This window comes from Streptomyces sp. NPDC059679 (genome assembly GCF_042734105.1).
In the GTDB taxonomy this organism is placed as follows: Bacteria; Actinomycetota; Actinomycetes; order Streptomycetales; family Streptomycetaceae; genus Streptomyces.
Genome location: NZ_JBHWES010000020.1, coordinates 68695 through 93827, shown reverse-complemented (window position 1 = coordinate 93827; position 25133 = coordinate 68695). Strand labels below are relative to the sequence as shown.

Sequence of the window (25133 nt, the reverse complement as noted above, 5' to 3'; positions counted from 1 at the left end):
GGCCGGCGACATCCCGGGGCATCCGCTGAACCCCGGGGTCGTCCGCTGCCCCCCCGGGTCATCCGCGCACGACGGCCGCCCCCGCCGCCGGCCCCGTGGCCACCCGTACGGCACGGCAGGTGCCCGAGGCGGCCAGGGCCTTCGCCACGGCGGCGGCCGCTTCCGCGTCCTCGGCCAGGAACGCACAGGTCGGGCCGGAGCCGGAGACCAGCGCGGCGAGGGCGCCCGCGTCGGTGCCCGCGCGCAGCGTGTCGGCCAGGGCGGGCCGCAGGGACAGCGCGGCGGGCTGGAGGTCGTTGGTCACGGCGGCGGCGAGCGCGGCGGCATCCGCGGTGCGCAGCGCCTCCAGGAGGGCCGCGGACGGCTCGGGGTCGGGTACGTCGTCCACCGTGGCCCCCTGGCCTTCGGCGGCGCGCAGCCGGTCGCATTCGCGGTAGACGGCGGGGGTGGACAGGCCACCCTCGGCCACGGCGAACGCCCAGTGGAAGGTGCCGCCGGTCTCCAGCGGGGTCAGCAGTTCGCCCCGCCCCCGGCCCAGGGCGGCCCCGCCGACCAGGCTGAACGGCACATCGCTGCCCAACTCCGCGCAGATTTCCAGCAGTTCGGCACGGGAGGCCGCCGTGCCCCACAGCGCGTCGCACGCCACCAGCGCCCCGGCGGCGTCCGCGCTGCCGCCCGCCATGCCGCCGGCCACCGGGATGTCCTTGTCGATGTGCAGCTGGACCCGGGGCTCGACGCCGTGCCGCTCGGCGAGCGCGAGGGCGGCGCGGGCGGCGAGGTTGCTGCGGTCGAGCGGCACGCTGTCCGCGTCCGCGCCGGAGACGGTGATCCGCAGCTCGTCGGCCGGGGTGGCGGTGACCTCGTCGTACAGCCCCACCGCGAGGAAGACATTGGCCAGGTCGTGGAAGCCGTCCGGCCGAAGGCCGCCGACCGCGAGCTGGACATTGACCTTCGCGGGCACGCGGGCGGTCACGGATCGGGTCACGGCTGGTTGCTCCCAGGGGTGTCTGTCGGAGGATGTTCGTCGGTCATGGCAGCCTGCTCCGCGATCAGGGCAGCCTGCTCCGCGATCGCCGCGAACTGCTCGACCGTCAGCGCCTCGCCCCGCGCCTGGGGCGAGATCCCGGCCGCCGTCAGCGCGGCCTCCGCCGCCGCGGCGGATCCGGCCCAGCCCGCGAGGGCCGCCCGGAGCGTCTTGCGGCGCTGGGCGAAGGCCGCGTCGATCACCCGGAAGACCTGGTCCTTGGTGGCGGTGGTGCGGAGCGGGGCGGAGCGGCGGACGAGGGAGACGAGGCCGGAGTCGACGTTCGGCGCGGGCCAGAACACATTGCGGCCGATCGCCCCGGCGCGCTTCACCTCGGCGTACCAGGCGGCCTTCACCGACGGCACGCCGTACACCTTGGAGCCGGGCGCCGCCGCGAGCCGGTCGGCGACCTCGGCCTGGACCATGACGAGGGTCCGCTCGATGGTGGGGAAGCGGTCGAGCATATGCAGCAGCACCGGGACCGCGACGTTGTACGGGAGGTTGGCGACCAGCGCGGTGGGCGCGGGGCCGGGCAGCTCCGTGATGTGCAGGGCGTCGGAGTGGACGAGCGCGAAGCGGTCCGCGCGGCCGGGCAGCCGCTCCTGGACCGTCGCGGGGAGGGCCGCCGCGAGCACGTCGTCGATCTCGACGGCCGTGACCCGGTCGGCGGCCTCCAGGAGGGCCAGGGTCAGCGAGCCGAGCCCCGGGCCGACCTCGACGACCACGTCGTCGGGCCGGACGTCGGCGGTCCGGACGATCCGGCGGACCGTGTTGGCGTCGATGACGAAGTTCTGGCCGCGCTGCTTGGTGGGGCGTACGCCGAGCCGGGCGGCCAGTTCGCGGATATCGGCGGGGCCCAGCAGGGCGCCTGCGTCGGTGGAGCTCACCGGCGCAAGTTTACGGCCCTTGAACTGCCCGACGGCCCTTGAACTGCCCGCGAGCTATCCGCTCAGCCGGTGGCCGCAGTGCGGCCAGGGGCTGGCCCCCCGCTGTACGTACAGCTTCTTCGCGCGGTAGGTCTGCTCCGCCGGGGGAGCGTCCTGCGGGCGCCCATGCCCGCCCAGGTTCTGCCAGGTGCCCTGATCGAGCTGGTAGAGCCCGCCGTACCGGCCGGAGTCGTCGACCGCGTTCGGCCGCCCGCCGGATTCGCAGCGGGCCATGGCCTGCCAGTCAAGACCCTCAGCCCCGGCCACGGGCTGCGGCGGCCGTGGTTTGGTGCCGACCCGTACGACATGGGCCACGGGCCGGCGCACCACGCGGGTCTTGAGCTTCCGGGGCCGCTGCCGGACGCCGTTGACGGTGCGCACCAGGTAGGTGGTGCGCTCCAGGCCCGGCTCGCCCACGGCGGCCACCAGTTCGGTGCCCTGGAGGACGGTGGGGTCCGCGCGCCGGAAGGTCGGGAAGGGGATGGACCGGTCGCGGACCTCCTCGCGGCCGGTGATCCGCATGACCGAGATGGTCTGGCCGTCGCGCGGAAAGCTCTCCTGGGGCACGGAGGTGGTGTCCTGGTCGCGCAGCGCGATCCCGGCCTCGGCCAGGGCGGCGGCGACGGTGGCGGCGTTGGTGCGCAGGGTGCGCTCGCGCCCGTCGGCCATGAAGGTGACCGTGCGCTCGGTCCGTACGTCCAGGTCCAGGCCGCGCCGCGAGATCGCGGCCGAGCGCGAGGCGGAGAGGTGGGCGCCCTCGGCGCGCACCCCGAGCTGGCGCAGCGCGCCGTCCACGGTGTGGGCGGTGGTCCACACCCGGCGGCGTTCTCCGTCGACGGTGAGGGTGACCGGGCGGCCGTAGCGGACGGCGATCCGGTCGCCGCTGACGAGGGCCGCTTCGGGCGCGGGGGCGATGAGGTCGTGGGCGCCGACGTCCACGCCCTCGTCCGCGAGGAGTTCCGCGACGTCCCCGGCGTAGGTGTGCAGGGTGCGGGCGCTGCCGTCGACGCTGAGCCGTACGGCCTTGTCCTCGGCCACGAAGGCGGAGGTGCCGCCCGCCAGCGCGGCGACGACCAGCGCCTGGGGCAGCAGCCGGCGCAGCTGCTCGGGCCGGGCGGCGCGCTGTCTGCGGCGCGCGGCTCGGCGGGCGTCGGCCCGGCCGCCCGTGCCGCGGTGACTGCCCGCGACACGGCGGCCGCCTTGCGTACGGCTCACGACAACACTCCGGCAACACTCCACAAGTCCACTGGTCAGGGCATGAGTCCCGGGACTGTAGCGGAGCGGTGACCACTCTCCAAAGCGGTATGACTACTGTGAGTAGTTTCCTTGCCTGGGCTCGCCGGCGCCGGCGACCGGCGCCGGCAAGCCGAAAACCCGCGCGGTATTGGCCGCGACGGCGGCCGCGAGGGTGTCCTCGGGGACGCCCTTGGCCTCCGCCATGGCCCGCAGGGTGAGCGGAATGAGGTACGGCGCGTTAGGCCGTCCGCGGTACGGGGCCGGGGTGAGGAAGGGCGCGTCGGTCTCGACCAGCAGCAGGTCGAGCGGGGCGACGGCGACGGCTTCGCGCAGCGGGGTGGCGTTCTTGAAGGTGACGTTGCCCGCGAAGGACATGTAGTAGCCGCGCTCCGCGCAGATCTTCGCCATGGCGGCGTCGCCGGAGTAGCAGTGGAAGACGACGGTCTCGGGCGCGCCCTCCTCGGCGAGCACCCGCAGCACGTCCTCATGCGCCTCGCGGTCGTGGATGACCAGCGCCTTGCCGTACCGCTTGGCGATGGCGACATGGCCGCGGAAGGACCGTTCCTGGGCGGCGATGCCCTCGGGGCCGGTGCGGAAGTAGTCGAGGCCGGTCTCTCCGACGCCCCGTACCTGCGGCAGTGCGGCGAGGGCCGCTATCTCCTCCAGGGCGGCGTCCAGGGCCGCTTCGCCGCCCGGTTCGCGCGCACCCTGCCGGGACCAGCCGTCAGGGTCTCCATGGACGATGCGCGGCGCCTCGTTGGGGTGCAGGGCCACGGTGGCCCAGATGTTCTCGTGGGCTTCGGCCGTCTTCGCCGCCCAGTGCGACCCGGCGAGGTCGCAGCCCACCTGGATGAGGGTGGTCACGCCGACCGAGGCGGCCTTGGCGAGGGCCTCTTCGACGGTGCCCGACTGCATGTCCAGGTGGGTATGCGAATCGGCGACCGGGACCCGCAGCGGCTCGGGGAGCGGCGGAGGCAGATCCTTTTTGTTTTGTGACTGCGCCATGAGCGCGATTCTATTTGCCAGAGATCGCCGGAGAATGCCGGGGAATGCCGGAGAACGCTGAAGAACCGCGAAGAAATCACGCCCTGGCGCTCATTCGGATACAGTCCGGCTCATATGCGGGTGACCAGGATCACCATCGGCCGCCGATTACCGGTGAGTTAATCACCGGAAATCGGCGGCCGTCGGCTCTGTGCCTTACCCCCTGTGCCTTACTTCCGGCTCTGGAACGGATGCAGCAGATCCGACAGATGCCAGTGGTGGCCACGCCGCTCTTGCGGCGCCGTCGGGGCGGCCGGTGCCGGTGTGGCGTCGGACGCCTCGGCGTCCGCCCGACGGGCCCGCCGCCGGGGCTCCCCGCCCAGGCTCCGCAGGGCCGTCGACACCTGGCCCGACCTCATGATGCGCACGAGGTCGGCGCCGCAGTTGTGGCAGTTGGGGCTGGTCAGCGGGGACCGTACGCGCATGCCATCGGTGAAGTAGATGACAAACGCCCTCCCCTCGGCGTCCACGTGATGCTCGATGTCGTACGACTGCTCCCAGCCGTGCCCGCACTTCATGCACGCGAAGGCGTACGCCTCGTGGGCGACCTCCCCGTCCGTCGCGTCGTTGGTGGTGTGGGCTATCGGGCGAACGCCGCTCGAGGTACCCGCAATTTCGCTCATGGCAACTCCTCTTGTCCGCAGGACAAGGCTTCCGGGACTGGACGTCCCACCTCCAGTGGACGCCTTTACCGGCCCGGAGTGCAGCTGCCCTTCCACCTCTTGAGGGAGATTTGGCGGCCGGATGCCCCAACGCCCCCGCCACCCGGCCTAACCTTTGCTTTTCAGCCTTCCCCTTTACCTCCGCGTGGCTCGGTACGTGCCGCGTTCTTTGCCGCCACCACCGCGTCGAACACATCCCGTTTGGGCAGGCCCGCCTCCTGCGCGACCGCCGCGATGGCCTCCTTGCGGCGCTCCCCGGCCTCCTCGCGGACCGCGACCCGCCGGGCCAGCTCCGCCGGGTCGGCCTCGCCGGGAGCCGGTTCGGGGGCGCCCTCGACCACCACCGTGATCTCGCCCAGTACGCCCTCGGCCGCCCAGGCCGCGAGATCCTTCAGCGGGCCGCGCCTGACCTCCTCGTACGTCTTGGTCAGCTCGCGGCACACGGCGGCCCGCCGGTCCGCACCGAACACCTCGGCCATGGCGGCCAGCGTGTCGTCCAGGCGGCGCGGCGACTCGAAGTACACCAGCGTGCGGCGCTCGGCCGCGACCTCGCGCAGCCGTCCAAGCCGCTCGCCCGCCTTGCGCGGCAGAAAGCCCTCGAAGCAGAAGCGGTCCACCGGCAGCCCGGAGAGCGCGAGCGCCGTCAGCACGGCCGAGGGTCCGGGCACCGCGGTGACCGTGATCCCCCGCTCGACGGCCGCGGCGACCAGGCGGAAGCCGGGGTCGGAGACGGACGGCATGCCCGCGTCGGTGACCAGCAGCACCCGCGCGCCGCCCGCCAGCGCCTCCACCAGCTCGGGCGTACGGGCCGACTCGTTGCCCTCGAAGTAGGACACCACCCGGCCACGCGGCTGCACGTCCAGCGCCTGGGTGAGGCGGCGCAGCCGCCGGGTGTCCTCGGCGGCCACCACATCGGCGGCCGCGAGCTCGGCGGCCAGCCGCGGGGGCGCGTCCCGCGTGTCGCCGATGGGGGTCCCTGCCAGTACCAGCGTTCCAGTCACACGATCCATCCTCGCAGCCCTGTGCCTTCTCGTTCGCCCCACCGCGGCAGGGGGCACCTCCCAGCGGTAGCTGGGGGAGGCTCATGTCACTGCCGCCCACACGGCGCAGGTGCGGGCGTCGTCGCCGTCAGCGGCCCGGCGGCCGCGTGTGCGTCACTCACCGAGCGGGCCCCGGATCCCCGATAGGCAGGCCCCGGATCCCCGGCCGGACGACTTGGCTCGCCACTCTCATAGTCCGCTTCCCTACGATGGGCCGGGTGACGAGTGACACCGCGACCCACGCCCAGCCGGGCCGAGCCGCCGGCCAGCATCCGCCCGCCTGGCAGCGCCGGCTGCGCCGCTTCGGATACGCGGGCCGGCCGCGGTCCGATGTACGGGAGCGGCTGGTGCCCCCCTACCCACAGCCGGGGACCCGGCTGTGGGAGGCGCTGGGCGCGGCTCCGCCGGCGGCGTCGCGGATCGCCCGCTGGACCGGCTGGGGCGGGCCGCTGCTGGTCGCGCTGTTCGCCGGGCTGCTCCGCTTCTGGCGGCTGGACAGCCCCGGCAAGGTCATATTCGACGAGACGTACTACGCCAAGGACGCCTGGGCGCTGCTCCAGCTCGGCTACGAGGGCACCTGGCCGAAAAACGCCAACGGCAAGATCATCGCGGATCCCCAGCAGATCCCGCTGAGCGACGCCGCCGGGTATGTCGTCCACCCGCCGGTGGGCAAGTGGGTCATCGCGGTCGGCGAGCAGCTTTTCGGCCTGACCCCCTTCGGCTGGCGGTTCATGGTCGCCCTGCTCGGCACGGCGTCGGTGCTCATGCTGTGCCGGATCGGGCGGCGGCTGTTCCGGTCCACCTTCCTGGGGTGTCTGGCGGGGCTGCTGCTGGCCGTGGACGGTCTGCACTATGTGATGAGCCGCACCGCGCTGCTCGACCTCGTCGTCATGTTCTTCGTCCTGGCCGCCTTCGGATGCCTGCTGATCGACCGGGACCAGGCGCGGGCGCGGCTCGCCGCCGCCCTGCCGGTCGGCCCGGACGGCACCGCCCGCCCCGACGCGGAGATCGCCGCGCGGCTGAAGCTCGGCGTGCGGCCGTGGCGGATCGCCGCCGGGGTGTGCCTGGGGCTCGCGGCCGGCACCAAGTGGAACGGCCTGTACGTGCTGGCGGCCTTCGGCGTGATGACGGTCCTGTGGGACATGGGCGCCCGCCGCACGGCCGGGGCGCGCCGCCCCTTCCGGGCGATGCTGCGCCGCGACACCCTGTGGGCGTTCCTGACGACCGTGCCTGTGGCGTTGGTCACCTACCTCGCCAGCTGGTGGGGCTGGTTCACCACCAGCGGCAGCTACAGCGCCCGCAGCGGCTGGACCCACAGCGGCTACTTCCGGCACTGGGCCGAGACCCCGAAGAACATGGGAGGCGGCGGCTACAGCGACCACGGGCTCTGGGCCTGGCTGAACCCGCTGCGCAGCCTGTGGCACTACGAGACCGAGGTCTACAAGTTCCATGTGGGCCTGGACGACCCGCACATCTACCAGTCCAACCCGTGGAGCTGGCTGATCCAGTCCCGCCCGGTCTCCTACTTCTACGAGTCCCCCTCCCCCGGCGAGGCCGGCTGCCCCAAGGACGCGACCGAGAAGTGCGCCCGCGAGGTGCTGGCGCTGGGCACCCCGCTGCTGTGGTGGGCGGCCTGCTTCGCGGTGGTGTATCTGCTGTTCCGGTGGGCGCTGCGGCGGGACTGGCGGGCGGGCGCGGTCCTGTGCGGCCTGGCTGCGGGCTATCTGCCGTGGTTCCTGTACCAGGAGCGGACGATCTTCTCCTTCTACGCCGTGGTCTTCGTGCCGTTCCTGTGTCTGGCGGTGGCGATGATGGTCGGCGCCATCGTGGGGCCGCCGGGGGCCTCGGAGAACCGGCGGGTGATCGGCACGGTCGGCGCGGGCGTGCTCGTGCTTCTCATCATCTGGAATTTCATCTACTTCTTCCCTCTCTACACAGGTCAGACGCTGCCCATGGATCAATGGCGGTCCCGGATCTGGCTGGATACCTGGATCTGACGGGATCTGACGGGCAAGGGGCCCGCTCTCGATGCCGGTAGAGTGCCCCGGACCACGCACTCCATCGAGCGGTGGAGGGCTTCGAGGGACTGTGGGGGTTCTGCAATGCGGAGTGGCGCGAGAGCCGCGGTCATCGGTGCGGTGTTCGCCGCCATGGTCGGGGTCGCCGGTTGCGGTGGTGGACAGGACAGCTCGACCGGTTCGAAGGACGGCGCGGACAGCGGGGCGGGCGACGAAAAGCCGGTGGTCAAGAAGGTGAAGACCGGCCCGCCCAGCGCGGCCGAGGTCAAGGCCACGGCCCGGGACTTCCTGGCCGCCTGGTCCGCGGGCAAGACCGCGAAGGCCGCCGGTCTGACGGACGACGACAAGGCCGCCACGGCCGCGCTCACCGCCTACCGTGACAAGGCCCACATCGGCAAGGCGACGCTGGCGGCGGGGCAGCCCACCGGCAGCACGGTGCCGTTCACGGTCAACGCGCAGATCGCCTACGGCGGACGGCAGATCCCCTGGACGTATGAATCCTCGCTGACCGTCACCCGCGACAAGACCAGCGGGGCGGCGGTCGTCGACTGGAAGCCGTCGGTCGTGCACCCGAAGCTCCAGGCCGGGGACGCCCTCAAGACGGGCCCGGCCGGTACGCCCCCGATCAAGGCCGTCGACCGCGACGGCGCGGAGCTGAGCGCCGCCGACCACCCGACGCTCAAGGCGATCCTGGACGGACTGCGGGAGCGGTACGGCAAGAAGGCGGGCGGCACGCCCGGCGTGGAGACGTGGATCTCCCGCGCCAAGGGCTCCAAGTCCCCCGACGAGACGCTGAAGGTGCTCTCCAAGGGCAAGGCCGGCACGCTCCGCACGACGATCGACGCGAAGCTGCAGGCGACGGCGGAGCAGGCGGTCAAAAAGCGGTCCAAGGCCGCGGTGGTGGCGGTCAAGCCCAGCACCGGCGAGGTCCTGGCGGTCGCCAACTCCCCCGCCCAGGGGTTCAACACCGCCTTCCAGGGCTCGTACGCGCCCGGCTCGACCATGAAGGTCATCACCTCGGCGCTGCTCATCGACAAGGGCCTGGCGGGCTACGGCAAGCCGCACCCGTGCCCGAAGTACTTCTCGTACGGCGGCTGGAAGTTCCAGAACGACGACAAGTTCGAGATCAAGGGCGGCAAGTTCGAGCAGAGCTTCGCCCGCTCCTGCAACACGGCCTTCATCAGCCAGGCGCCCAAGCTGGCCGACGACGACCTCACCAAGGAGGCCCGGGACGTCTTCGGCATCGGGCTGAACTGGCAGACCGGCATCTCCTCCTTCGACGGCGCGGTGCCGGTGCAGTCCGCCGCCTCCAAGGGCGCGTCGCTGATCGGGCAGGGCGGGGTGCGGATGAACCCGCTCAACATGGCGTCGGTCTCGGCGACCGTCGCCAGCGGCTCCTTCCACCAGCCCTACCTGGTCTCCCCCTCGCTGGACAACCGGACCCTGGCCAAGGCCGCCCGCGCCATGAAGCCGAGCACCCGGCAGCAGCTCAAGAGCCTGATGAAGCTGACCGCCACCGCGGGCACCGCCGCCCAGGCGATGTCCGGGATGAGCGGTGACTTCGGCGCCAAGACGGGCTCGGCGGAGGTCGACGGGCAGAAGCAGCCCAACGGCTGGTTCACCGCCTACAGCGGCGACCTCGCGGCGGCGGCCGTGGTCCCGCAGGGCGGCCACGGCGGTGACTCGGCTGGGCCGATCGTGGCCTCCGTGCTGCGCGCAGGCTGACCCGACTCAAGCGACAACGCACGACCGACGCGGCGTCGGCGCGGCCCCCCAAGGGCCGTGTCGGCGCCGCGTCGGCGTTGGCGGGCGCGTGTCGGCGCCGCGTCGGTGCCGCGTCGGCGGCCCGGACGAGCATCGAGTTGTCCGACCAAACCACTCGCTGCACCGACGGGGAGTCACCATGCGTCAGAAGAAGCGTCAGCAGAGCGTTCTGATATCGGGCGCCGGTATCGGCGGGCCCGCGCTCGCCTACTGGCTGGACCGGTACGGATACGACGTCACCGTCGTCGAGCAGGCGGCGGGGCCCCGCCCCGGCGGACACGCGATCGACGTCCGCGGCCCCGCGCTGGAGGTGGCCGAGCGCATGGGCGTACTCGACCGGATCCGCGGCCTCAGCACCGACCTGCGGGGGATGTCGGTGGTCGACGACGAGGGCCAGGAGCTGTTCCGCACCACCGAGCGCACCGTCAGCGGAGGCGACCTCGACAGCCCCGATGTGGAGATCCTGCGCGACGACCTCGCCGCGGTCCTCGCCGACGCGGGCGGAGCCGGGATCAGTTACGTCTACGGCGACTCCATCGACCGGCTGGAACAGGACGCGGACGACGTGCGGGTGGTCTTCCACGGCGGTACGAAGCGCCGCTTCGACCTGGTCGTGGGCGCCGACGGGCTGCACTCCCGCACCCGGCGGCTGGCCTTCGGACCGGAGGACGACTATCTGCACCACCTCGGCACCTCGCTGGCCGTGTGGACGGCGCCCAACTTCCTCGGCCTCGACCGCTGGCAGGTCGTCTACAAGATGGGCGGCGACCTGTGGGGCGGAATGGTGATGAGCGTCCGCGACAACCAGGAGGTCCGCGTCTACGTCGGCTTCGACTGGGACGAGCCGCCGGCCGAGTCCGACACCGGCGACCCGCACGCGCAGAAGCGGCTGATCGCCCGGGAGTTCGCCAAGGCCCGCTGGGAGATGCCCCGGCTGCTGGAGCACATGTGGGGCGCCCCGGACTTCCTCTTCGACTCCATGGCCCAGATCCGCATGGACTCCTGGTCCCGCGGCCGGGTGGCGCTGCTCGGCGACGCGGGCTACTGCGGTTCGCCCATGTCCGGCCAGGGCACCAGCATGGCCCTGGTCGGCGCGTATGTCCTGGCGGGCGAGATCAAGGCCGCGGACGGCGACCACGCCGCCGCCTTCGCGGCGTACGAGCGGGAGCTGCGCGGATACGTGACCGCCAACCAGGAGCTCGCGCTGACCAACAAGGCCGTGATGGACGCCCGGGACGCCATGGACCTCGGCGAGGCGGCGGGAGAGGAGTTCGTCGCCGACCTCCGGGCGGACCTGGACGTCGCCAACTCCTACTCGCTCAAGGAGTACTGAGCGGAGTGCCCGGGAAGGACCGCTGACGGCGTACCTGATCGGACCGTTCCGGCCGCCCTTGAGTAGTGCACAATATGAGGCCGTCATCACTCAAAGGGGGGCCCGTTGCGGATCGGCGTTGAGGCGAGCGGTGCTGGGCGAGGGCAGCGGCGGCTCACCGCCGCGCCCGCCGGTGCGAACGAGGGGCGGCAGCGGTGACGGTCCTGCCCGACGCGGCCACTTCACGGGCGGTGCTCATCGGCACCAGCCGCTATGACCACATAGAGCAGCTGCCGATGGTGGTGAACAACCTCCGCGCGCTCGCCGCCGCCCTGTGCGCCCCGCACACATGGGGGCTCGCCCCCGAGCACTGCACGGTCATCGAGAACCCCCAGGACCCGGTCGAGGTCCTGGACGCCGTCCGGACCGCGGCCGAGCAGGCCACCGACACCCTGCTGGTGTACTTCGCCGGCCACTCCCTGGTCGAGCCGCGCCGCGGCGAGCTGGTCCTCGGCCTCACCGGGTCGCAGCGGCAGCGGTCCTATACGGGACTGTCGTACGGCACCCTGCGCGATGTCATGTCCGACGGCCGGGCGGGCCGGCGGGTGATGCTGCTCGACTGCTGCCTCAGCGGTGAGACGCCCGGCTTCGTGGACGGGATCGAGGCGGTGGTCGACCGCGCGGAGCTCGACGGCGCCTGTCTGCTGGCCGCCGTCCCCGACAGCAGCTTCGCGTTCGCCCCGCCCGGCGAGTCCCACACCGCCTTCACCAGCGAGCTGCTCAGACTGCTGAACGAAGGGGTGCCGGGCGGGCCGCAGTTGCTCGACCTGGACGCCGTCTACGGGCAGGTGTACGCGGCGATGGGCGCCAAGGGACGGCCGCTGCCGCATAAGCGCGACCGCGGCGGCGTCGCGGGCGGCCTCGCCCTGGCGCGCAACACGGCCCCCGTCATGCCCGTCTTCGGCCCGACGCCCCCGGTGTACGCGCCGGGCGCCGGCGCTCCCCTGCCGCCCCCGCCGTACGCCCCCGGACAGGCTCCCCCGCCGCCGCCCGCCCCGCCCGCCTGGCCCCCGGGATTCGCCCCGCCCCAGGCCCCCGGCAGCGGCGGGCCGGGCAACCGCCGGCTCCTCATCCGCTCCGCCATAGCGGTGGCGGTCGTCGGTGGCCTGCTGGCCGCCGGCATCCCCCTGGTGAACAAGTGGACGGAGGACGACTCCCCCAAGAAGCCCGTCGCGAAGCCGTCGCCGACGGGCACCCCGGCGAAGAAAGCCCCCGCCCCGGCGTACGACGACGCGACCGAGCGCGTCGTCAATCCGTCGAAGACCAAGGGCGGCACGCTGAAGTTCGTCGGCAGGAGCGACGCCGACTCCTGGGATCCGCAGCGCAGCTACTACGGCTTCGCGTGGAACTTCTCCCGCTACTTCACCCGTCAGCTGGTCACCTTCGCCCCCAAACCCGACAAGGGCGGCTCCGATCTTGTCCCGGACCTCGCGACGAGCAAGGCCAAGGTGAGCGAGGGCGGCAAGACGTACACCTACACCCTGCGCGACGGGATCACCTGGGAGGACGGCTCGCCCATCACCTCCGAGGACGTCAAATACGGCATCGAGCGGGGCTGGGCCACCGATGTACTCCCCGGCGGCCCGACCTACTTCAAGCAGGTCCTCGACCCCGACGGGAAGTACAAGGGCCCCTACAAGGACGGCAAGCTGGGCCTGAAGGCCATCGAGACTCCCACGTCGAACACCATCGTCTTCCATCTGGCCGAGCCCAACAGCGACTTCGAGCAGATGCTGGCGATGCCGGCCGGTTCGCCCGTGCCGAGCGCGAAGGACACCAAGACCAAATACCAAGAGCGTCCGTTCTCCTCCGGGCCGTACAAATTCGGCTCGTATACGCCGAACAAGTCGCTGGAGCTGGTCCGCAACACCGAATGGAACCAGAGCTCCGACCCCGTCCGCGCCGCCCTGCCCGACCGGATCACGGTCGACATCGTCCTGGACGACAATGCCCGGAGCCAGCAGCTCTTCGCGGGCTCCTACGACGTGGATCTCGAACCGACCTCGCTTCCCAAGCCGGCCATCGCCAAGGCCGTGGCCAGCACCGAGCTCAAGACCCGGCTGGACGACCCGTACACCATGGGCATCCGCTATCTGGGCCTGCCGCGGACCGTCAAGCCGATGAACAACATCCACTGCCGCAAGGCGGTCATCTACGGGACGGACCGGCAGTCCATACAGACGGCCCTCGGCGGCCCCGGCGGCGGTGAGATCGCCACCAACATGCTCCCGCCGGGCATCGAGGGGGCGAACCCCACCGACGATCCGTACGGCGTCCGGGAGCGCGGCGGAAGGGCCGATGCCGCCAAGGCGAAAAAGGAACTGGCGGCCTGCGGCAAGCCGAACGGCTTCCGGACCACCGTCGCGGTCCGCGCCGGAAACCCCGACGACCTCTCCGCCGCTCAGGCGCTGCAGTCCTCGCTGAAGTCCGTCGGGATCAGCTTCACCATCGAGCAGATCGAACTCGGCGAGTACTACCAGGTCGTGGGCTCGCCCTCGACCGTCAAGAAGAAGGGCTACGGCATCATCTTCGGGCGGTGGCTCCCCGACTTCCCGACCGCCCAGGGATTTCTCCAGCCCCTGGCCGACGGCCGCTTCATCCTGCCCACCGGCAATGTCAACTTCCCCCAGCTGGACGACAAATCCATCAACAACCTCTTCGACAAGGCGATCGCCGGGCAGGACCGCAGGAAGATCAGGGAGATGTACCGACAGATCAACCGGAAGGTCTCCGACAGCGCCGGCTTTGTCCCCCTGACCTTCCAGAAGAGCTACACCTGGCGCGGCCCCCGGCTGACCAATGTCTATACCAGCCACATCTATGGCGGCGCTTACGACTTCGCGTCGCTGGGTGTCACCCCGTAGCCGGGGCGCGGCCGTGTGGGAGTCGCTGTTCGAGGGGCCGGGGCCCACGGAGCGGTTGCGCGAGATGTGGGCGCAGGGGCTGGGGGCCAACCCGGCCGTACCCGACGACCTGCGGTGCGCTCTGCTGGGCCGCTCGCGTTTCCTTCTGTGGCGCGAGCAGTCTGCCTCGGTCGTGGAGGCAGCCGTCGTCCACCCGGAGTGGAAGGTACGGGGACAGCTGGCCGAGTGCCAGCCGAACCTCACGGCCGAGTGCTGGGCCCGGCTGATCCTGTGCGAGCGGAAGCCCAGGAACCTGTGGATCCTCACCCTGCTCGCGGCGGACCGGCGCGATGAGCTCACCGAGGCCGCGTACGAGCGGGTGGCCTCCCACCCCGAGGCGCGTATCCGCGCGGAGGCCACCCGGCTGACGGGGCTGCCCGTACGGCTGCTGACCGCGCTGGCCCTCGACCCGGAGCCCGGTATACGGGCCGCCGCCTGCCCGCGTGCCTGGCCGCATCTGGACGGGGCGGCCCGGCAGGGGCTGCTGGCCGACCCCGAGGGCGAGGTCCGTGTGGCCGCGCTGCTGCGGCATCACGAGCACCGTGAAGGCCATGAGGCCCAGCCGCTGCCCCGGTCGGTCTTCGAGGCCGAAGATCTCGGCGACGATGCCCTGGAAGTCTGTCATCTGACCCACGACCTCGCCGAGCACCTGACCCACCACGGCACCAAGGCCCAGCGGAGTCGCCTCGCGGGCAACCCACTGCTGGCCCCGGAGCTGGTCGCCGTGCTCGCCCGGGACCCCGACGACGGGGTCCGCCATGTGGTGGCCTTACGGCCGGAACTCACCGAGGTGCAGCGGGCGGACATCCGGGTGGACATCGGCCCGGACGGGCTCACCCACGCGCTCGACTGGGTCACCGCACTCCACGACGACCCCGAGGCGATGCGCCGCCTTGCCGCCTCGTCCCATCTCCTGGTGCGCCGGAGCGTGGCCCGCGCGAAGCGCCTGCCGCCGGATGTCGTCGAACGCCTCGCCCGGGACGAGGATCGCGTCGTGCACCTCTTCCTGGCCGAGTCCTGCGACGACGCGCCCGCCGACATGCTGCTGGAGGTGTGGGGGTGGTGGACCGGCAGCCTGACCTGTCCCGACCGGCCGCGCGGCCATCCGAACTTCCCGCGCCAGGGCCTGCTCCGGTATGCCGACGACCCCAGCCCGCGGATGCGCCAACTGGCGCTGGATGACCCGGAGTCGACGGTCGAGCTGGTGGAGCGGTTCGTCCGGGATGCCGACGACGAGGTACGGCTGCGGGCCGCGAAGGACCCGCGGCTGCCGGTGGACTCGGCGGTGCGGCTGGTGGACGACCCCGAGTGGAGCATACGGAGGGCGGCGGCCCGCCACCCCGGGCTGCCGGCGGAGGCGCTGGTGCGGCTGCTGCGGGATCCCGCCACCGCGGAGGAGGCGGCCGGGCATCCGGCCCTGCCGGTGGACGTCATGTGGCGGATGATCCGGCAGCCTTGAGGTGATCGGGTGGCTGTCACTCCCCCGCGATGGCGGCCCGCAGGCCCACGTTGCTCATCAGCAGGCCGCCGTCCACGGGGAGGGTGACGCCGGTGATCCAGGAGGCGTCGGAGGAGGCCAGGAAGGTGATGGCGGCGGCGATGTCGGCGGGTTCGCCGACACGGCCCAGAGGGTAGACGCGGGCGGCGCGGTCGAGTGCGTCCTCCCGGCCGTCCCAGTTGGGGGTGTGGATGGTGCCGGGGGCGACGAGATTGACGCGGACGCCGCGCCCGGCGGCATGGCCCGCGAGGGTGCGGGTGAGGCTGGCCAGGCCCGCTTTGGCGGCACTGTAGGCGTGGTTGCCGAAGTCCCGCTCGCCGTTGACCGAGCCGACGTTGACGATCGCGCCCCGGCCGCCCGCCGCGGCCAGGTGGGGCAGCGCGGCGCGGGCGCAGCGGAAGGCGCCGGTCAGGGTGATGTCGAGGTCCTGGTGCCACGCGTCGTCCGGCTGGTCCTCGAACAGCGGGGTGTCGGGGGTACAGGACAGGGCGTTGTTGACGAGTACGTCGAGCGCGCCGAAGCGGTCCACGGCGTGTGCGACGGCCGCCTCGACCGCCGTACGGTCGGCGACGTCGCAGGCCAGCGACTCGGCCTCGCCGCCGTCGGCCCGTATCGCCGCGGCCGCCTTCGCGGCCCGCCCGCCGTCGAGGTCGGTGATCAGCACACGGGCGCCCTCGGCGGCGAAGCGGCGGGCGGTCACCTCGCCGATGCCCCGTCCCGCGCCGGTGAGTACGACCGCATAACCCTCGAATCGCCGCACCTTCTGCTCCCTCCGACACCGGGCCGGCGCCCGTGACGCGCCCCGCCCAAGTGGCGGGGCGTCGTCATGGTCACTTCCCGGCCGGGGGCGGACGCAGTCGTTCCGGCGGTGGCTGAGGTGTTTCCGGGGGCATCGGTGCTTCCCGGGGATGAGGTGTTTCCGGGGAATGAGGTGTTTCCGGGGGCTGGAGCGGCGCCGGGCGGTGGGGGCGGCTCTCCTTGACCCGTTCCACCGCGGCCAGCAGATCCGCCTGGCCGACCCGGTCCCGCCCCGTCAGCAGCGCCTCCGCCGCCGCGTCGATCACCGCGCGGCGGATGTCCCGCCCGGTGACGTCGTCGACGGCGGCGAGGCCCTGCGTACGGACGTCGTCGGCCAGGGGCAGCGTGCCGGGCAGGTGGCGGCACCAGATCCGGGCGCGGGCCGCCTCGTCGGGGACCGGGAAGCGGACGTGCCAGACGCGGCTGTCGAAGGCGGTGTCGTAGCTGGACACCAGGTTGGTGGCGAACACCGCAAGCCCCTCGAACCGGTCGAGCGCGGTGAGCAGTTCGCTGCGCATGGCGTTCACCGCGTGCTCGGAGCCGTGGCTGGTGGTCTCGAAGCGGGCCGACATCAGCCCGTCCGCCTCGTCGAGGAAGAGCACCGCGCCCTGGGTCCCGGCGGCGTGGAAGAGCGCGTCCAGGTTCTTGGGACCCTCCCCGTGATACTTGCTCTCCAGCTGGGAGGCGCGGGCGGCGATCAGCGGGCGGCCCAGCCGGTCCGCGATGGCGTGGGCGGCCATCGTCTTGCCGGTGCCGGGCGGGCCTTCGAGGTTCACCGCCGAGCTGGGGTGCGGCTGGATGGTCCGCAGCCCCCACTCCTCGAACAGAGTGCGGCGGCGCTCCACGATGTGGATCGCGCGCAGCAGCTGCTCCATGGTGCGGTCGGGGAGCACCAGCCGGTCGAAGGTGTACAGCGGGGCGGTGGCGGTGAAGTGCTCCGCGCGCTCCGCCACCGAGGGTCCGTCCGCCGCCTCCGCCTCGGTCTTCGCCTCGGCCTCCGCGGGTGGTCGGTCCGCGGGCCGGTTGGTGATGGTGACGGTGAGCGGTTCCGGCCCGTGGTGGCCGCCGAAGGCATCCACGGCGGCGATCAGGCGGCTGCGCAGCAGGGCCGCCTCGACCTCGTCGGTGCCGCCGGGGATGCCGGTGACGGCGAACGCGGGGCGCGGCGCCGCCCCGCCGGGCCGTACGGGGTGGCCCTCGGGCCTGGTGTTCCTCTTCACTTCGGTCCTCCGCTCGCCGCGTGCACGGCTGTCGTCGGTGGTCAGGCGGACAGATGGTCAGTCCGTCAGTCCGTCAGCCCCAGACGGCGACCTGGTGGGTCCGGTGGGCGCCGCGCACCCGCTCGTCGGCCCGTTCGCCCTTGACCCGGCGGCTCTCGACGAACTGTTCGCGCGAGGTGTCGAAGACGCCCTGGATGTAGCTGACCTTGCCGTCGCGGATGGACTCCGCGACCGTGACGCACCGCAGATCGGGATCGAGGTGCAGCCGGTCGCTGCGGGCCCGGAACCAGTCGGCGAGGTATTCGATGGTCACGATCACGACGTACACCACCGCGACGGCGCCCAGCCCGCCGAGGCCGAGAAGGACGGTCGTCAGCAGACTCAGCACGGTCACGCCCCTCCCTGGAAGACGATCAGGTCCGCATCGCCGAAGGCGGCGGCCAGTTCCTCGTCGAGCCGCTGGGCCCGGCAGACCCAGACCGGCGCATCGGCCGCCCCGGTACCGTGCAGCGGGGTGCCCTCGGCGTCCAGGAAGAAGGTCTGGACGAGGTATTCGCGGCCGCTGCGGCGCCGGAGCACCGCTCCCCCCGCCGCCTCGGGCACCGCGGCGCGGTTGCGCACCAGGAAGCCCACCACCTCGGAGTAGCCGAGGACCGGGTGGAGGGGCGCTCGTTTGGCGCCCAGGCCGCTCCTGGCCTCGCCGACCCGGTCGCCCAGATCCATGAGCCGGACGATCCCGTGGAGCATCCGGTCGGCGGTCTCCAGCACCCGGTCGGCCCGTGCCGCCCCGCCCGTCAGCTCCCTCCCCGGCCCGCCCGCCGGTCCCCTCCCCGGCCCGCTCGTCGCCCCTCGGACGGCTTTCTCTTCGGACATGCGCCTCTCCCCCCGGCTTCCCCGGCTCCCCCGAACCCCGCGCACCCTGCGGGGGCTTGCCTCGATGCTCCTCGTCGCGCCTGTCACTCTTCGTCCCCTGGGAGGGCGGGCAATCGCGCCCTCCCGTGTCGTCCTCTGGTACGACAGGGCCCCGCTGGGCCGGGACAGAAACCGACAGGCCGCCCGGTTCGTCACCGTTCCGCCGTGAGCTTGCCGGGCGGATGCGCGCCCAGTGCGTTGAGCCGGCGCAGCAGCAGGTCGGGGTTGGTGTGCCGGGAGCATACGTACATCGCGAAAATCATCCGGACGTCGGCGGGTTTCGAGCTGATCCCGCAGGCCGTCATCGCCCGGTCGATCTGTGTCTTGACCGTCGAGACCTTCACGTTCAGCGCGGCGGCCGTCTCCTCGTACGAGTAGCCGTCCGCGTACCACTCCAGCACCCGGACCTGGCCCTCGCTCAGGCCCGCCGCCCAGTCGGAGAACACCACGGGCTCGCGGGGCGCCGCCTGTTCGGCCGACGCGGCCATGTAGAGGGCGTCCAGCAGGGTGAGCTGGCCAAGTCCGGCCTGGACGCACTGCTGCTGGAAGTCGGACAGGTCCTTGCGGTACTGGTCCTCCTCGACGCCCAGCTCCTCCAGGATCCAGGGCACCCGCCCGCCCCGGGCCGTCTTGAACAGCACCTCGGCGAGGTAGGGCGGGAGGGTCAGCCCACATTCGCGCACCGCCGTCTCCAGGGCGGAGGCCAGATGGGGTTTGAGCCAGTGCGGGTGGTAGCGGGCGTCCCAGACCGCGTTGGCCAGGACGGCGGGCCCCACGGTCTTGCCGAACACCGCCTTCGCCCCGCACACCCAGGGGGCCACCCGCTGGCGCCACTGCTCGGCCGCGGTGCACACCACGACATCCGAGCGGCGCACCAGTTCGGCGAACTCCTCGGCCGTGGCCACCCCCATCAGATCGGCCACGCACACGTCGTACTCCGCGCCACTGATGCGCAGCTTTCTCACCGAGTCGACCTCACTGACCACAGTGAGCCGCGGGTCGTCGTTGAGCGCGTCCACCAGGCCGCGTCTGGTCATCTCGTGGTCTTCGACCACGGCCACTTGCAGTGGCTGCCGGTCATCCCGTTCAGTTTCCGACGTCATGACGGACGCCCCCCTTGATCTCCTCGGCATGTGCTTTATGGCTTCCTCGGAGCGCGGGCGGCCGATGCGATCGGGAGAGTGAGCGTCACCTGCGTGAGCCCGCTGACCGATTCCACCCGCAGCGCCCCGCCCCGCTCCCGCAGCAGCCGCTCGTGGACGGCGAGCGACCTCATCCGGCTGACCCCGCTCGCCAGCACCTCGGGCGGGAATCCCGTGCCGTGGTCGGTGACCACCAGCTCCACCACATCGCCGCCCTCCCGGCCTTCTGGTGCGGGCATCACGTCCACGTGCAGCACCGCGTCGTGCACCCCCGCGCTGCGCGGCACGTTGATCAGCAGCGCCCGCAGGGCGGGCTCCAGCAGCTCCACCTCGGGCGGCGGGATCCGGGCCGCCGCCTCGACCACGTGGTCGGGGATGATCGGCTCCACGGTCAACCGGTCGTTGGTGGCCAGGGCGACCTGCCGGTGCACCATGCCGATCAGCGGCACCGACTCGCTGAACCGCCCGGTGGCGATGAAGGTGGCCAGCCGCTCCCGGGCCACCACCGCGGATTTACGCAGCGAGTCGAGCTGTTCGGGATCGGTGATGTCGACCCGCTGGAAGGCGTTGAGGGTGTGCCCGAGGTGGTTGTGCAGCTCGATGGCGAGCAGTTTCCGCTGCTCCTGTTCATGCAGCTGAAGGCTCATATCACCGAGGTCGGCGGAGAGTTGCAGCAGGAAGATGCCGCCGCGCCGGATGAGGTAGGCCAGCGCCCCGTAACCGGTGAGCCCGATCAGCACATCGGAGCGGCCCAGCGCCGACGGGTCGCCCAGAGCGATGACCGCGGCGTACGAGGCGGCGACGGCGGCCGTGCCGCCGACCAGGACGCGTAGCCGCTGGCCGAGGGCCGAGCCGACGCCCACACCGGAGATCTGCTCGGTGGTCAGCACCAGCAGCGGGGCCATGTCCGCGGCCCTGTTCTCCCCCATGACCAGGGCGCAGGCCCACAAGAAGACCACGGCGGAGCCCAGTTCGACCGCAGCCGTGGTGGAGTCGTACACCGTGGGCCCGTGCCCCGCCGTCGCCTGCCCCGCCGCCCCGTGCCCCGCCGCCCCGTCCTCGGCCGTTCCGGCGGACCGCGCCGCGTCCGGCTCGCCGCCCGCGTCCCGGGCGAGCACCCGCCGGTGGTTGCGGAAGATGTGCAGAACGAACCACAGCGACTCGGCCAGCACCGCCAGCAGCAGAGTCAGCGCGCGGCCGGGGTGCCGGGTGTGCCCGGCGATACCCGGCACGGTCACGGCCAGCTGAATGCCATGCATCAGCCGGAAGATCAGCAGGATGCGGAGCATCTGCCATTCCATATCGCGCCACGCCAGCCGGTGCCGCACGGCCGGCGACTCGGCGCCCGGCCTGCGCCGCCGGTACGGCACCTTCACGGGCACCTTCACGCCGGGCGCACGACGCCCCTCTTCCGGCCGCGTAAGCGACCGCCCCCGATGCAGAGCCACGCGGTCCCCCCGCTTCCCCCGAACCCCTCTGCCCCCGGCCGACACACCGCCCGCGAGGGCGCCGACCAGCCGGAAGGCCTTTCAGTGTGGAGAAGCAAGTGGCTCTGGTATAGGGACCCTTGGCCCCTGGAACCCGCTTGTGCGGGTGCCCAGCGGCGCACAGAGTCAGCAGGGGGCGCACTGCACATTCACCGCGCGCCGGTCAGGCGTCCGCTCACTGGTCGCGCCGGTGCACACCGACCACGGTGACCGCGACCGCGGCGGCCGCCCACAGCGCGTAGACGGTCCAGGCTCCCGCGATGGTCCACGGGTAGTGCAGCGGGTGGTAATCAACCGCCACCAGCCGACGCCACGCCTGGTAGAGCGTGCCGTGGGAGGCGACCGCCGACCAGTGACGGCCGTCGGTGAGCGCCAGCGGCAGCACCAGGAGAACCAGAGAGGAGCCGATCATGGTGCCGGCGGTCTGCCGGACGACCGTGCCGAGCGCCAGGCCGGCGAGCGCGCACAGCGGCGCGAGCAGCGCGGACGCCACCACGACGCGCGGCGCGCCCGGGTCGCCGAGCGAGACGCCCGCGCCCCGCCGGTCCAGGATCGCCTGGGTCGCGGCGAACGAGACCCCGGCGACGAACGCGCCGAAGACGGTCGTGACCGCCGTGACCACCGCCGCCTTGGCCGCCATCACCGAACGCCGCGCCGGAACGGCCGCGAACGTCGTACGGATGGTGCCCGTGGCGTACTCCCCGACGACCGCCATGGCACCGAGGGCACCGAGCGCGAGCATCATGACCGTGGCGGCGTTCACCGTGAAGGCCTCGTCCAGCGGCATCCCGACCCTGATGAATCCCTCCGGACCCTCCGGGTTCTGCCGCGGCCAGTTGCGATAGGTGTCGTAGGCGGTGCCCACGTTGAACGCGACGACGGCCAGGGCGGTCGCCCCGTACCCGAACCAGGTCGACCGCAGCGACCGGAGCTTGATCCACTCGGCGGCGACCAGATCGCCGAACCGGGGGCGGGGTTCGGCGGCCTGAAGGTACGCGGCGGCCGCGGTCATCGGGACTCCCCCGCGAGGTACTGGACGCTGTCGGCGGTGAGCTCCATGAACGCGTCTTCCAGCGACGCGGACCGGGCGCTGAGATGGTGCAGCGGAACGCCGTGGGCGTGCGCGATCTCCCCGATCCGGGCCACGCCCAGACCGGTCACGGTCAGCAGCTCGCCCTCCGTGTGCACCGCCGCGCCCTCCGCCGTCAGCAGATCCCGCAGAACGCCGACGGCGGGCGTGCGCACCTCGACGCTCTGCCGGGTGCCCCGGGCCGAGAAGTCCTCCAGGCTCTCCGCCGCGATCAGCTCACCCCGGCCGATGACGATCAACTGGTCGGCGGTGTGCTCCATCTCGGACATCAGATGGCTGGAGACGAACACGGTGCGGCCCTCGGCCGCCAGCCCCCGGAACAGCTCACGCACCCACCTCACCCCCTCCGGGTCCAGGCCGTTGAGCGGTTCGTCGAAGAGCAGCACCGGCGCGTCGCCCAGCAGCGCGGACGCGATGCCGAGCCGCTGCTTCATGCCGAGCGAGAAGCCGCCGATGCGGCGCCGGGCGACCTCGGCGAGGCCGACCCGCTCCAGCGCCTCCTCGACCCGGCGCCGCGGGATGCGGTTGCTCCGGGCGAGGGCGGACAGATGCGCCACCGCGCTGCGCCCGCCGTGCACCTCCTGCGCGTCGAGCAGCGAGCCGACGTGGCGCAGCCCGCGGGGGCGGGCGGCGAAGGGGCGGCCCTCGACGGTGACGCTGCCGCTGGTGGGCTCGTGCAGGCCGAGGATCATCCGCAGCGTGGTGCTCTTGCCCGCGCCGTTCGGCCCCAGGAAGCCGGTCACCTGGCCGGGATCCACGGTGAAGGTCAGGTCCTTGACGGCGGTCGTGCCGCCGTATCGCTTGGTGAGTTGGTTGACTTCGATCACAAAGGCCACGGTGCCGGTGGGCGGCCCCGCCCGTCGTCGGTCCGTTGCTGACAATCGCCGGGCGCCGGTGTCGACCCTGGTTGTACAGCCACAGTCCGATGTCCGGCCACGGGCACCGTCGTTACGATCTGGCCATGTCCGCCTCTCAGCCTCTCCCGCTGCTCAAGCGCATACCGCCGGGCCTGTGGGCGGGGCTGGTGTGGTTCACGGCGGCGTTGGGCCCCATCGTCGAGTTCGTCCTGGTGCCCCCGCGGCAGGGGTACTCGCTCAGCTACCCGCGGCACGGTCTGGACCCGCTGTCCGCCAAGCTGCTGCTCGCCATCGCCTTCGCCCTGGTCCTGGCCGGATGTGTGCTGCTGCGCCGCAGGACTTCGCTGGGGTACGGGCTGCTGCTGGCCGGCACGGTCGCCTCGACGCTGGCGTGGCGCCAGGACCAGATCCCGCCCACGCAGTACCTGGGAGTGGACGTCGCCCTCTGCTACGTCGCGGCCGTCCGGCCCCGGCGCTCCTCCCTCATCGCCGCCTCGGCGGCGCTGGCCACGCTGCCCTGCTACGTCACCCTGAGGCTGGGCCTCGGCGTCCAGGACAGTGGTGTCATCCCCGAGCCGTACATCGCGCTGACCGTGGCCATCGGCTGGCTCGTCGGCAATTCGGTGCGCCAGTCCCAGCTCCACACCGAGGAGTTGCACACCCAGGCCGCCGCCCAGGCCGTCACCGCCGAACGACTGCGGATCGCCCGCGAGATGCATGACACGGTGGCCCACAGCATCGGCATCATCGCCCTCCAGTCCGGCGCCGCGGCCCGGGTCATCGAAACCCAGCCGGACAAGGCCCGCGAGGCGATGCTCGCCGTGGAGAAGACGGGCCGCGAAACGCTGTCCGGGCTGCGCCGGATGCTGGGCGCGCTGCGCCAGGCGGACCGGGAGGCCGACCGCGAGCCCGACCCGGCGGCCGACGAGGCGGCCGACGAGGCGGCCGCCGGGTCGCGGAAACCCGCGCCGCTGCATCCGGCCGCGGGCCTCGCGGATGTGGAGCGGCTGGCCACGACCACGACCGCCGCCGGGGTCCGGGTGGAGGTGTGGTGGCAGGGCAGGCGCCGCCCGCTGCCCGCGGACATCGACCTCGCGGCGTTCCGGATCGTCCAGGAGTCGGTGACCAATGTCGTACGTCACTCGGGCGCCGACTCCTGCCGGGTGACCATCGGCTACGGCGAGGACGAACTGACCGTCGAGGTCCGCGACCGCGGCAAGGGCACCCGTGCGGACGCCGAACACGACACGGGGTACGGCCTGATCGGCATGCGCGAGCGGGTCACCCTGCTGCACGGCCACTTCGCCGCCGGGCCCAGACGCGGCGGCGGCTTCCTGGTGACGGCCCGGCTGCCGCTCCCGGCGGCGACCGCGACAGCCGCTACGACGGCAATCGAGACGAAAGCAGAGGCCGCAGCCGGATGACCATCCGTGTCCTCCTCGCCGACGACCAGCCCCTCGTCCGCGCCGCCCTGCGGATGGTCATCACCGACACCCCCGACGTCGAGGTCGTGGGCGAGGCCGGGGACGGCGCCGAAGCGGTCCGGCTGACCGGTGAACTCGCCCCTGACGTCGTGGTGATGGACATCCGGATGCCCGGCATGGACGGCATCGAGGCCACCCGGCTGATCACCACGGGCCCCGGCACGACCCGCGTGGTCGTCCTGACGACCTTCGACGACGACGATTACGTCTACGGGGCGCTGCGCGCCGGCGCGTCCGGGTTCCTGGTCAAGGACATGGCCCTGGACGACATCCTCGCCGCGGTCCGCGTCGTCGCCTCCGGAGACGCGCTGATCGCCCCGAGCGTCACCCGCCGGCTGATCAAGGAGTTCGCCGCCCGCCCCACGGCCACGCCCCCGCCCCGGGCGGAACTGAGCGGCATCACCGACCGCGAGCGCGAGGTGCTGACCCTGGTCGGCAGCGGCCTGTCCAACGCCGAGATAGCCGACCGGCTGTGCATCAGCGTCGCCACCGCCAAGACCTACCTGACCCGGCTGCTCGCCAAACTCGACGCCCGCGACCGGGTGCAGCTGGTGATCCTCGCCTACGAGGCGGGCCTGGTGGCGCCGTCGGGGTCCTAGGCCGTCCTAGGCCCTGTCTGATCGCGCATATCGCGTCCGGGAGGGGTCCCGGTGGTG

General features: G+C 72.4%; 21 protein-coding genes. 7 read left to right on the top strand and 14 right to left on the bottom strand.

What is annotated here, in order from left to right; translation table 11 throughout:
• Nucleotides 1-58: 58 nt before the first annotated feature.
• The 6 genes from ACFV2X_RS22290 to rsmI form a co-directional block, all read right to left on the bottom strand.
• The gene (locus tag ACFV2X_RS22290; protein ID WP_385619058.1) at nt 59-985 is read right to left on the bottom strand and encodes a 4-(cytidine 5'-diphospho)-2-C-methyl-D-erythritol kinase; all 927 of its coding nucleotides are present in this window, start codon (nt 983-985) and stop codon (nt 59-61) included.
• Nucleotides 982-1911 carry a 16S rRNA (adenine(1518)-N(6)/adenine(1519)-N(6))-dimethyltransferase RsmA gene (gene rsmA, locus ACFV2X_RS22285; RefSeq protein ID WP_385619056.1) on the bottom strand — a complete coding sequence of 310 codons (930 nt, stop codon included), beginning with the start codon at nt 1909-1911 and terminating at the stop codon, nt 982-984. Before rsmA ends, ACFV2X_RS22290 begins: the two co-directional genes overlap by 4 nt.
• Nucleotides 1912-1965: 54 nt before the next feature.
• Nucleotides 1966-3165: a ubiquitin-like domain-containing protein gene (locus ACFV2X_RS22280; RefSeq protein ID WP_385619055.1), complete on the bottom strand. Its 1200-nt coding sequence runs from the start codon at nt 3163-3165 to the stop codon at nt 1966-1968.
• 93 nt (nt 3166-3258) lie between these two features.
• A complete protein-coding gene (locus ACFV2X_RS22275; protein WP_385619053.1) occupies nt 3259-4191 on the bottom strand; it encodes a TatD family hydrolase in 933 nt (310 codons plus the stop codon).
• A gap of 209 nt (nt 4192-4400) precedes the next feature.
• On the bottom strand, nt 4401-4853 hold the full coding sequence (locus ACFV2X_RS22270) for a hypothetical protein (protein WP_385619050.1): 453 nt from the start codon (nt 4851-4853) through the stop codon (nt 4401-4403).
• A 161-nt stretch (nt 4854-5014) separates the two neighbouring features.
• Nucleotides 5015-5893 carry a 16S rRNA (cytidine(1402)-2'-O)-methyltransferase gene (gene rsmI / locus ACFV2X_RS22265; protein WP_089505221.1) on the bottom strand — a complete coding sequence of 293 codons (879 nt, stop codon included), beginning with the start codon at nt 5891-5893 and terminating at the stop codon, nt 5015-5017.
• Nucleotides 5894-6150: 257 nt separating this feature from the next.
• Here rsmI and ACFV2X_RS22260 point away from each other — a divergent pair, with 257 nt between their 5' ends.
• From ACFV2X_RS22260 to ACFV2X_RS22240, 5 genes are all read left to right on the top strand, one after another.
• A complete protein-coding gene (locus tag ACFV2X_RS22260) occupies nt 6151-7929 on the top strand; it encodes a dolichyl-phosphate-mannose--protein mannosyltransferase (RefSeq protein WP_385619047.1) in 1779 nt (592 codons plus the stop codon).
• Between the two features lie 105 nt (nt 7930-8034).
• Nucleotides 8035-9675 (top strand): penicillin-binding transpeptidase domain-containing protein, encoded by a 1641-nt coding sequence (locus ACFV2X_RS22255; RefSeq protein ID WP_385619045.1) that lies wholly within the window; start codon nt 8035-8037, stop codon nt 9673-9675.
• A gap of 178 nt (nt 9676-9853) precedes the next feature.
• A complete protein-coding gene (locus tag ACFV2X_RS22250; protein ID WP_385619042.1) occupies nt 9854-11047 on the top strand; it encodes an FAD-dependent monooxygenase in 1194 nt (397 codons plus the stop codon).
• A gap of 194 nt (nt 11048-11241) precedes the next feature.
• Nucleotides 11242-13950, top strand: coding sequence for an ABC transporter substrate-binding protein (locus ACFV2X_RS22245; protein WP_385619040.1), 2709 nt, complete (start codon nt 11242-11244; stop codon nt 13948-13950).
• On the top strand, nt 13937-15448 hold the full coding sequence (locus ACFV2X_RS22240; RefSeq protein ID WP_385619038.1) for a PE-PGRS family protein: 1512 nt from the start codon (nt 13937-13939) through the stop codon (nt 15446-15448). Before ACFV2X_RS22245 ends, ACFV2X_RS22240 begins: the two co-directional genes overlap by 14 nt.
• Before the next feature lie 16 nt (nt 15449-15464).
• Here ACFV2X_RS22240 and ACFV2X_RS22235 read toward each other — a convergent pair whose 3' ends face one another.
• From ACFV2X_RS22235 to ACFV2X_RS22200, 8 genes are all read right to left on the bottom strand, one after another.
• Nucleotides 15465-16247, bottom strand: a complete 783-nt coding sequence (locus ACFV2X_RS22235; RefSeq protein ID WP_385619035.1) for an SDR family NAD(P)-dependent oxidoreductase — start codon at nt 16245-16247, stop codon at nt 15465-15467.
• Nucleotides 16248-16317: 70 nt separating this feature from the next.
• Nucleotides 16318-17505 carry an ATP-binding protein gene (locus ACFV2X_RS22230; protein WP_385619033.1) on the bottom strand — a complete coding sequence of 396 codons (1188 nt, stop codon included), beginning with the start codon at nt 17503-17505 and terminating at the stop codon, nt 16318-16320.
• 73 nt (nt 17506-17578) lie between these two features.
• On the bottom strand, nt 17579-17899 hold the full coding sequence (locus tag ACFV2X_RS22225; RefSeq protein ID WP_014176973.1) for a hypothetical protein: 321 nt from the start codon (nt 17897-17899) through the stop codon (nt 17579-17581).
• Complete coding sequence (locus tag ACFV2X_RS22220; protein ID WP_385619030.1) at nt 17896-18378, bottom strand: hypothetical protein; 483 nt, start codon at nt 18376-18378, stop codon at nt 17896-17898. Before ACFV2X_RS22220 ends, ACFV2X_RS22225 begins: the two co-directional genes overlap by 4 nt.
• A gap of 191 nt (nt 18379-18569) precedes the next feature.
• Complete coding sequence (locus ACFV2X_RS22215; protein ID WP_385619027.1) at nt 18570-19520, bottom strand: DNA-binding response regulator; 951 nt, start codon at nt 19518-19520, stop codon at nt 18570-18572.
• 35 nt (nt 19521-19555) lie between these two features.
• Nucleotides 19556-20935 carry a hypothetical protein gene (locus tag ACFV2X_RS22210; RefSeq protein WP_385619024.1) on the bottom strand — a complete coding sequence of 460 codons (1380 nt, stop codon included), beginning with the start codon at nt 20933-20935 and terminating at the stop codon, nt 19556-19558.
• 286 nt (nt 20936-21221) lie between these two features.
• Nucleotides 21222-22058 (bottom strand): ABC transporter permease, encoded by an 837-nt coding sequence (locus ACFV2X_RS22205; RefSeq protein ID WP_385619023.1) that lies wholly within the window; start codon nt 22056-22058, stop codon nt 21222-21224.
• Nucleotides 22055-22963, bottom strand: a complete 909-nt coding sequence (locus ACFV2X_RS22200; RefSeq protein ID WP_385619021.1) for an ABC transporter ATP-binding protein — start codon at nt 22961-22963, stop codon at nt 22055-22057. Before ACFV2X_RS22200 ends, ACFV2X_RS22205 begins: the two co-directional genes overlap by 4 nt.
• Nucleotides 22964-23097: 134 nt before the next feature.
• Here ACFV2X_RS22200 and ACFV2X_RS22195 point away from each other — a divergent pair, with 134 nt between their 5' ends.
• Together ACFV2X_RS22195 and ACFV2X_RS22190 are read left to right on the top strand one after the other, a co-directional pair.
• Entirely contained in the window at nt 23098-24417 is a 1320-nt protein-coding gene (locus tag ACFV2X_RS22195) for a sensor histidine kinase (protein WP_385619019.1), read from the top strand.
• Nucleotides 24414-25076, top strand: a complete 663-nt coding sequence (locus ACFV2X_RS22190) for a response regulator (RefSeq protein WP_385619017.1) — start codon at nt 24414-24416, stop codon at nt 25074-25076. The genes ACFV2X_RS22195 and ACFV2X_RS22190 overlap by 4 nt, the downstream gene beginning before the upstream one ends.
• Nucleotides 25077-25133 lie beyond the last annotated feature (57 nt).

What these genes read in the sequence shown, in the direction of transcription:
- ACFV2X_RS22275 (WP_385619053.1), bottom strand. Translation starts at nt 4,191, where the DNA reads ATGGCGCAGTCACAAAACAAAAAGGATCTGCCTCCGCCGCTCCCCGAG.
- ACFV2X_RS22270 (WP_385619050.1), bottom strand. Translation starts at nt 4,853, where the DNA reads ATGAGCGAAATTGCGGGTACCTCGAGCGGCGTTCGCCCGATAGCCCAC.
- ACFV2X_RS22255 (WP_385619045.1), top strand. Translation starts at nt 8,035, where the DNA reads ATGCGGAGTGGCGCGAGAGCCGCGGTCATCGGTGCGGTGTTCGCCGCC.
- ACFV2X_RS22250 (WP_385619042.1), top strand. Translation starts at nt 9,854, where the DNA reads ATGCGTCAGAAGAAGCGTCAGCAGAGCGTTCTGATATCGGGCGCCGGT.
- ACFV2X_RS22220 (WP_385619030.1), bottom strand. Translation starts at nt 18,378, where the DNA reads ATGTCCGAAGAGAAAGCCGTCCGAGGGGCGACGAGCGGGCCGGGGAGG.
- ACFV2X_RS22215 (WP_385619027.1), bottom strand. Translation starts at nt 19,520, where the DNA reads ATGACGTCGGAAACTGAACGGGATGACCGGCAGCCACTGCAAGTGGCC.
- ACFV2X_RS22205 (WP_385619023.1), bottom strand. Translation starts at nt 22,058, where the DNA reads ATGACCGCGGCCGCCGCGTACCTTCAGGCCGCCGAACCCCGCCCCCGG.
- ACFV2X_RS22195 (WP_385619019.1), top strand. Translation starts at nt 23,098, where the DNA reads ATGTCCGCCTCTCAGCCTCTCCCGCTGCTCAAGCGCATACCGCCGGGC.
- ACFV2X_RS22190 (WP_385619017.1), top strand. Translation starts at nt 24,414, where the DNA reads ATGACCATCCGTGTCCTCCTCGCCGACGACCAGCCCCTCGTCCGCGCC.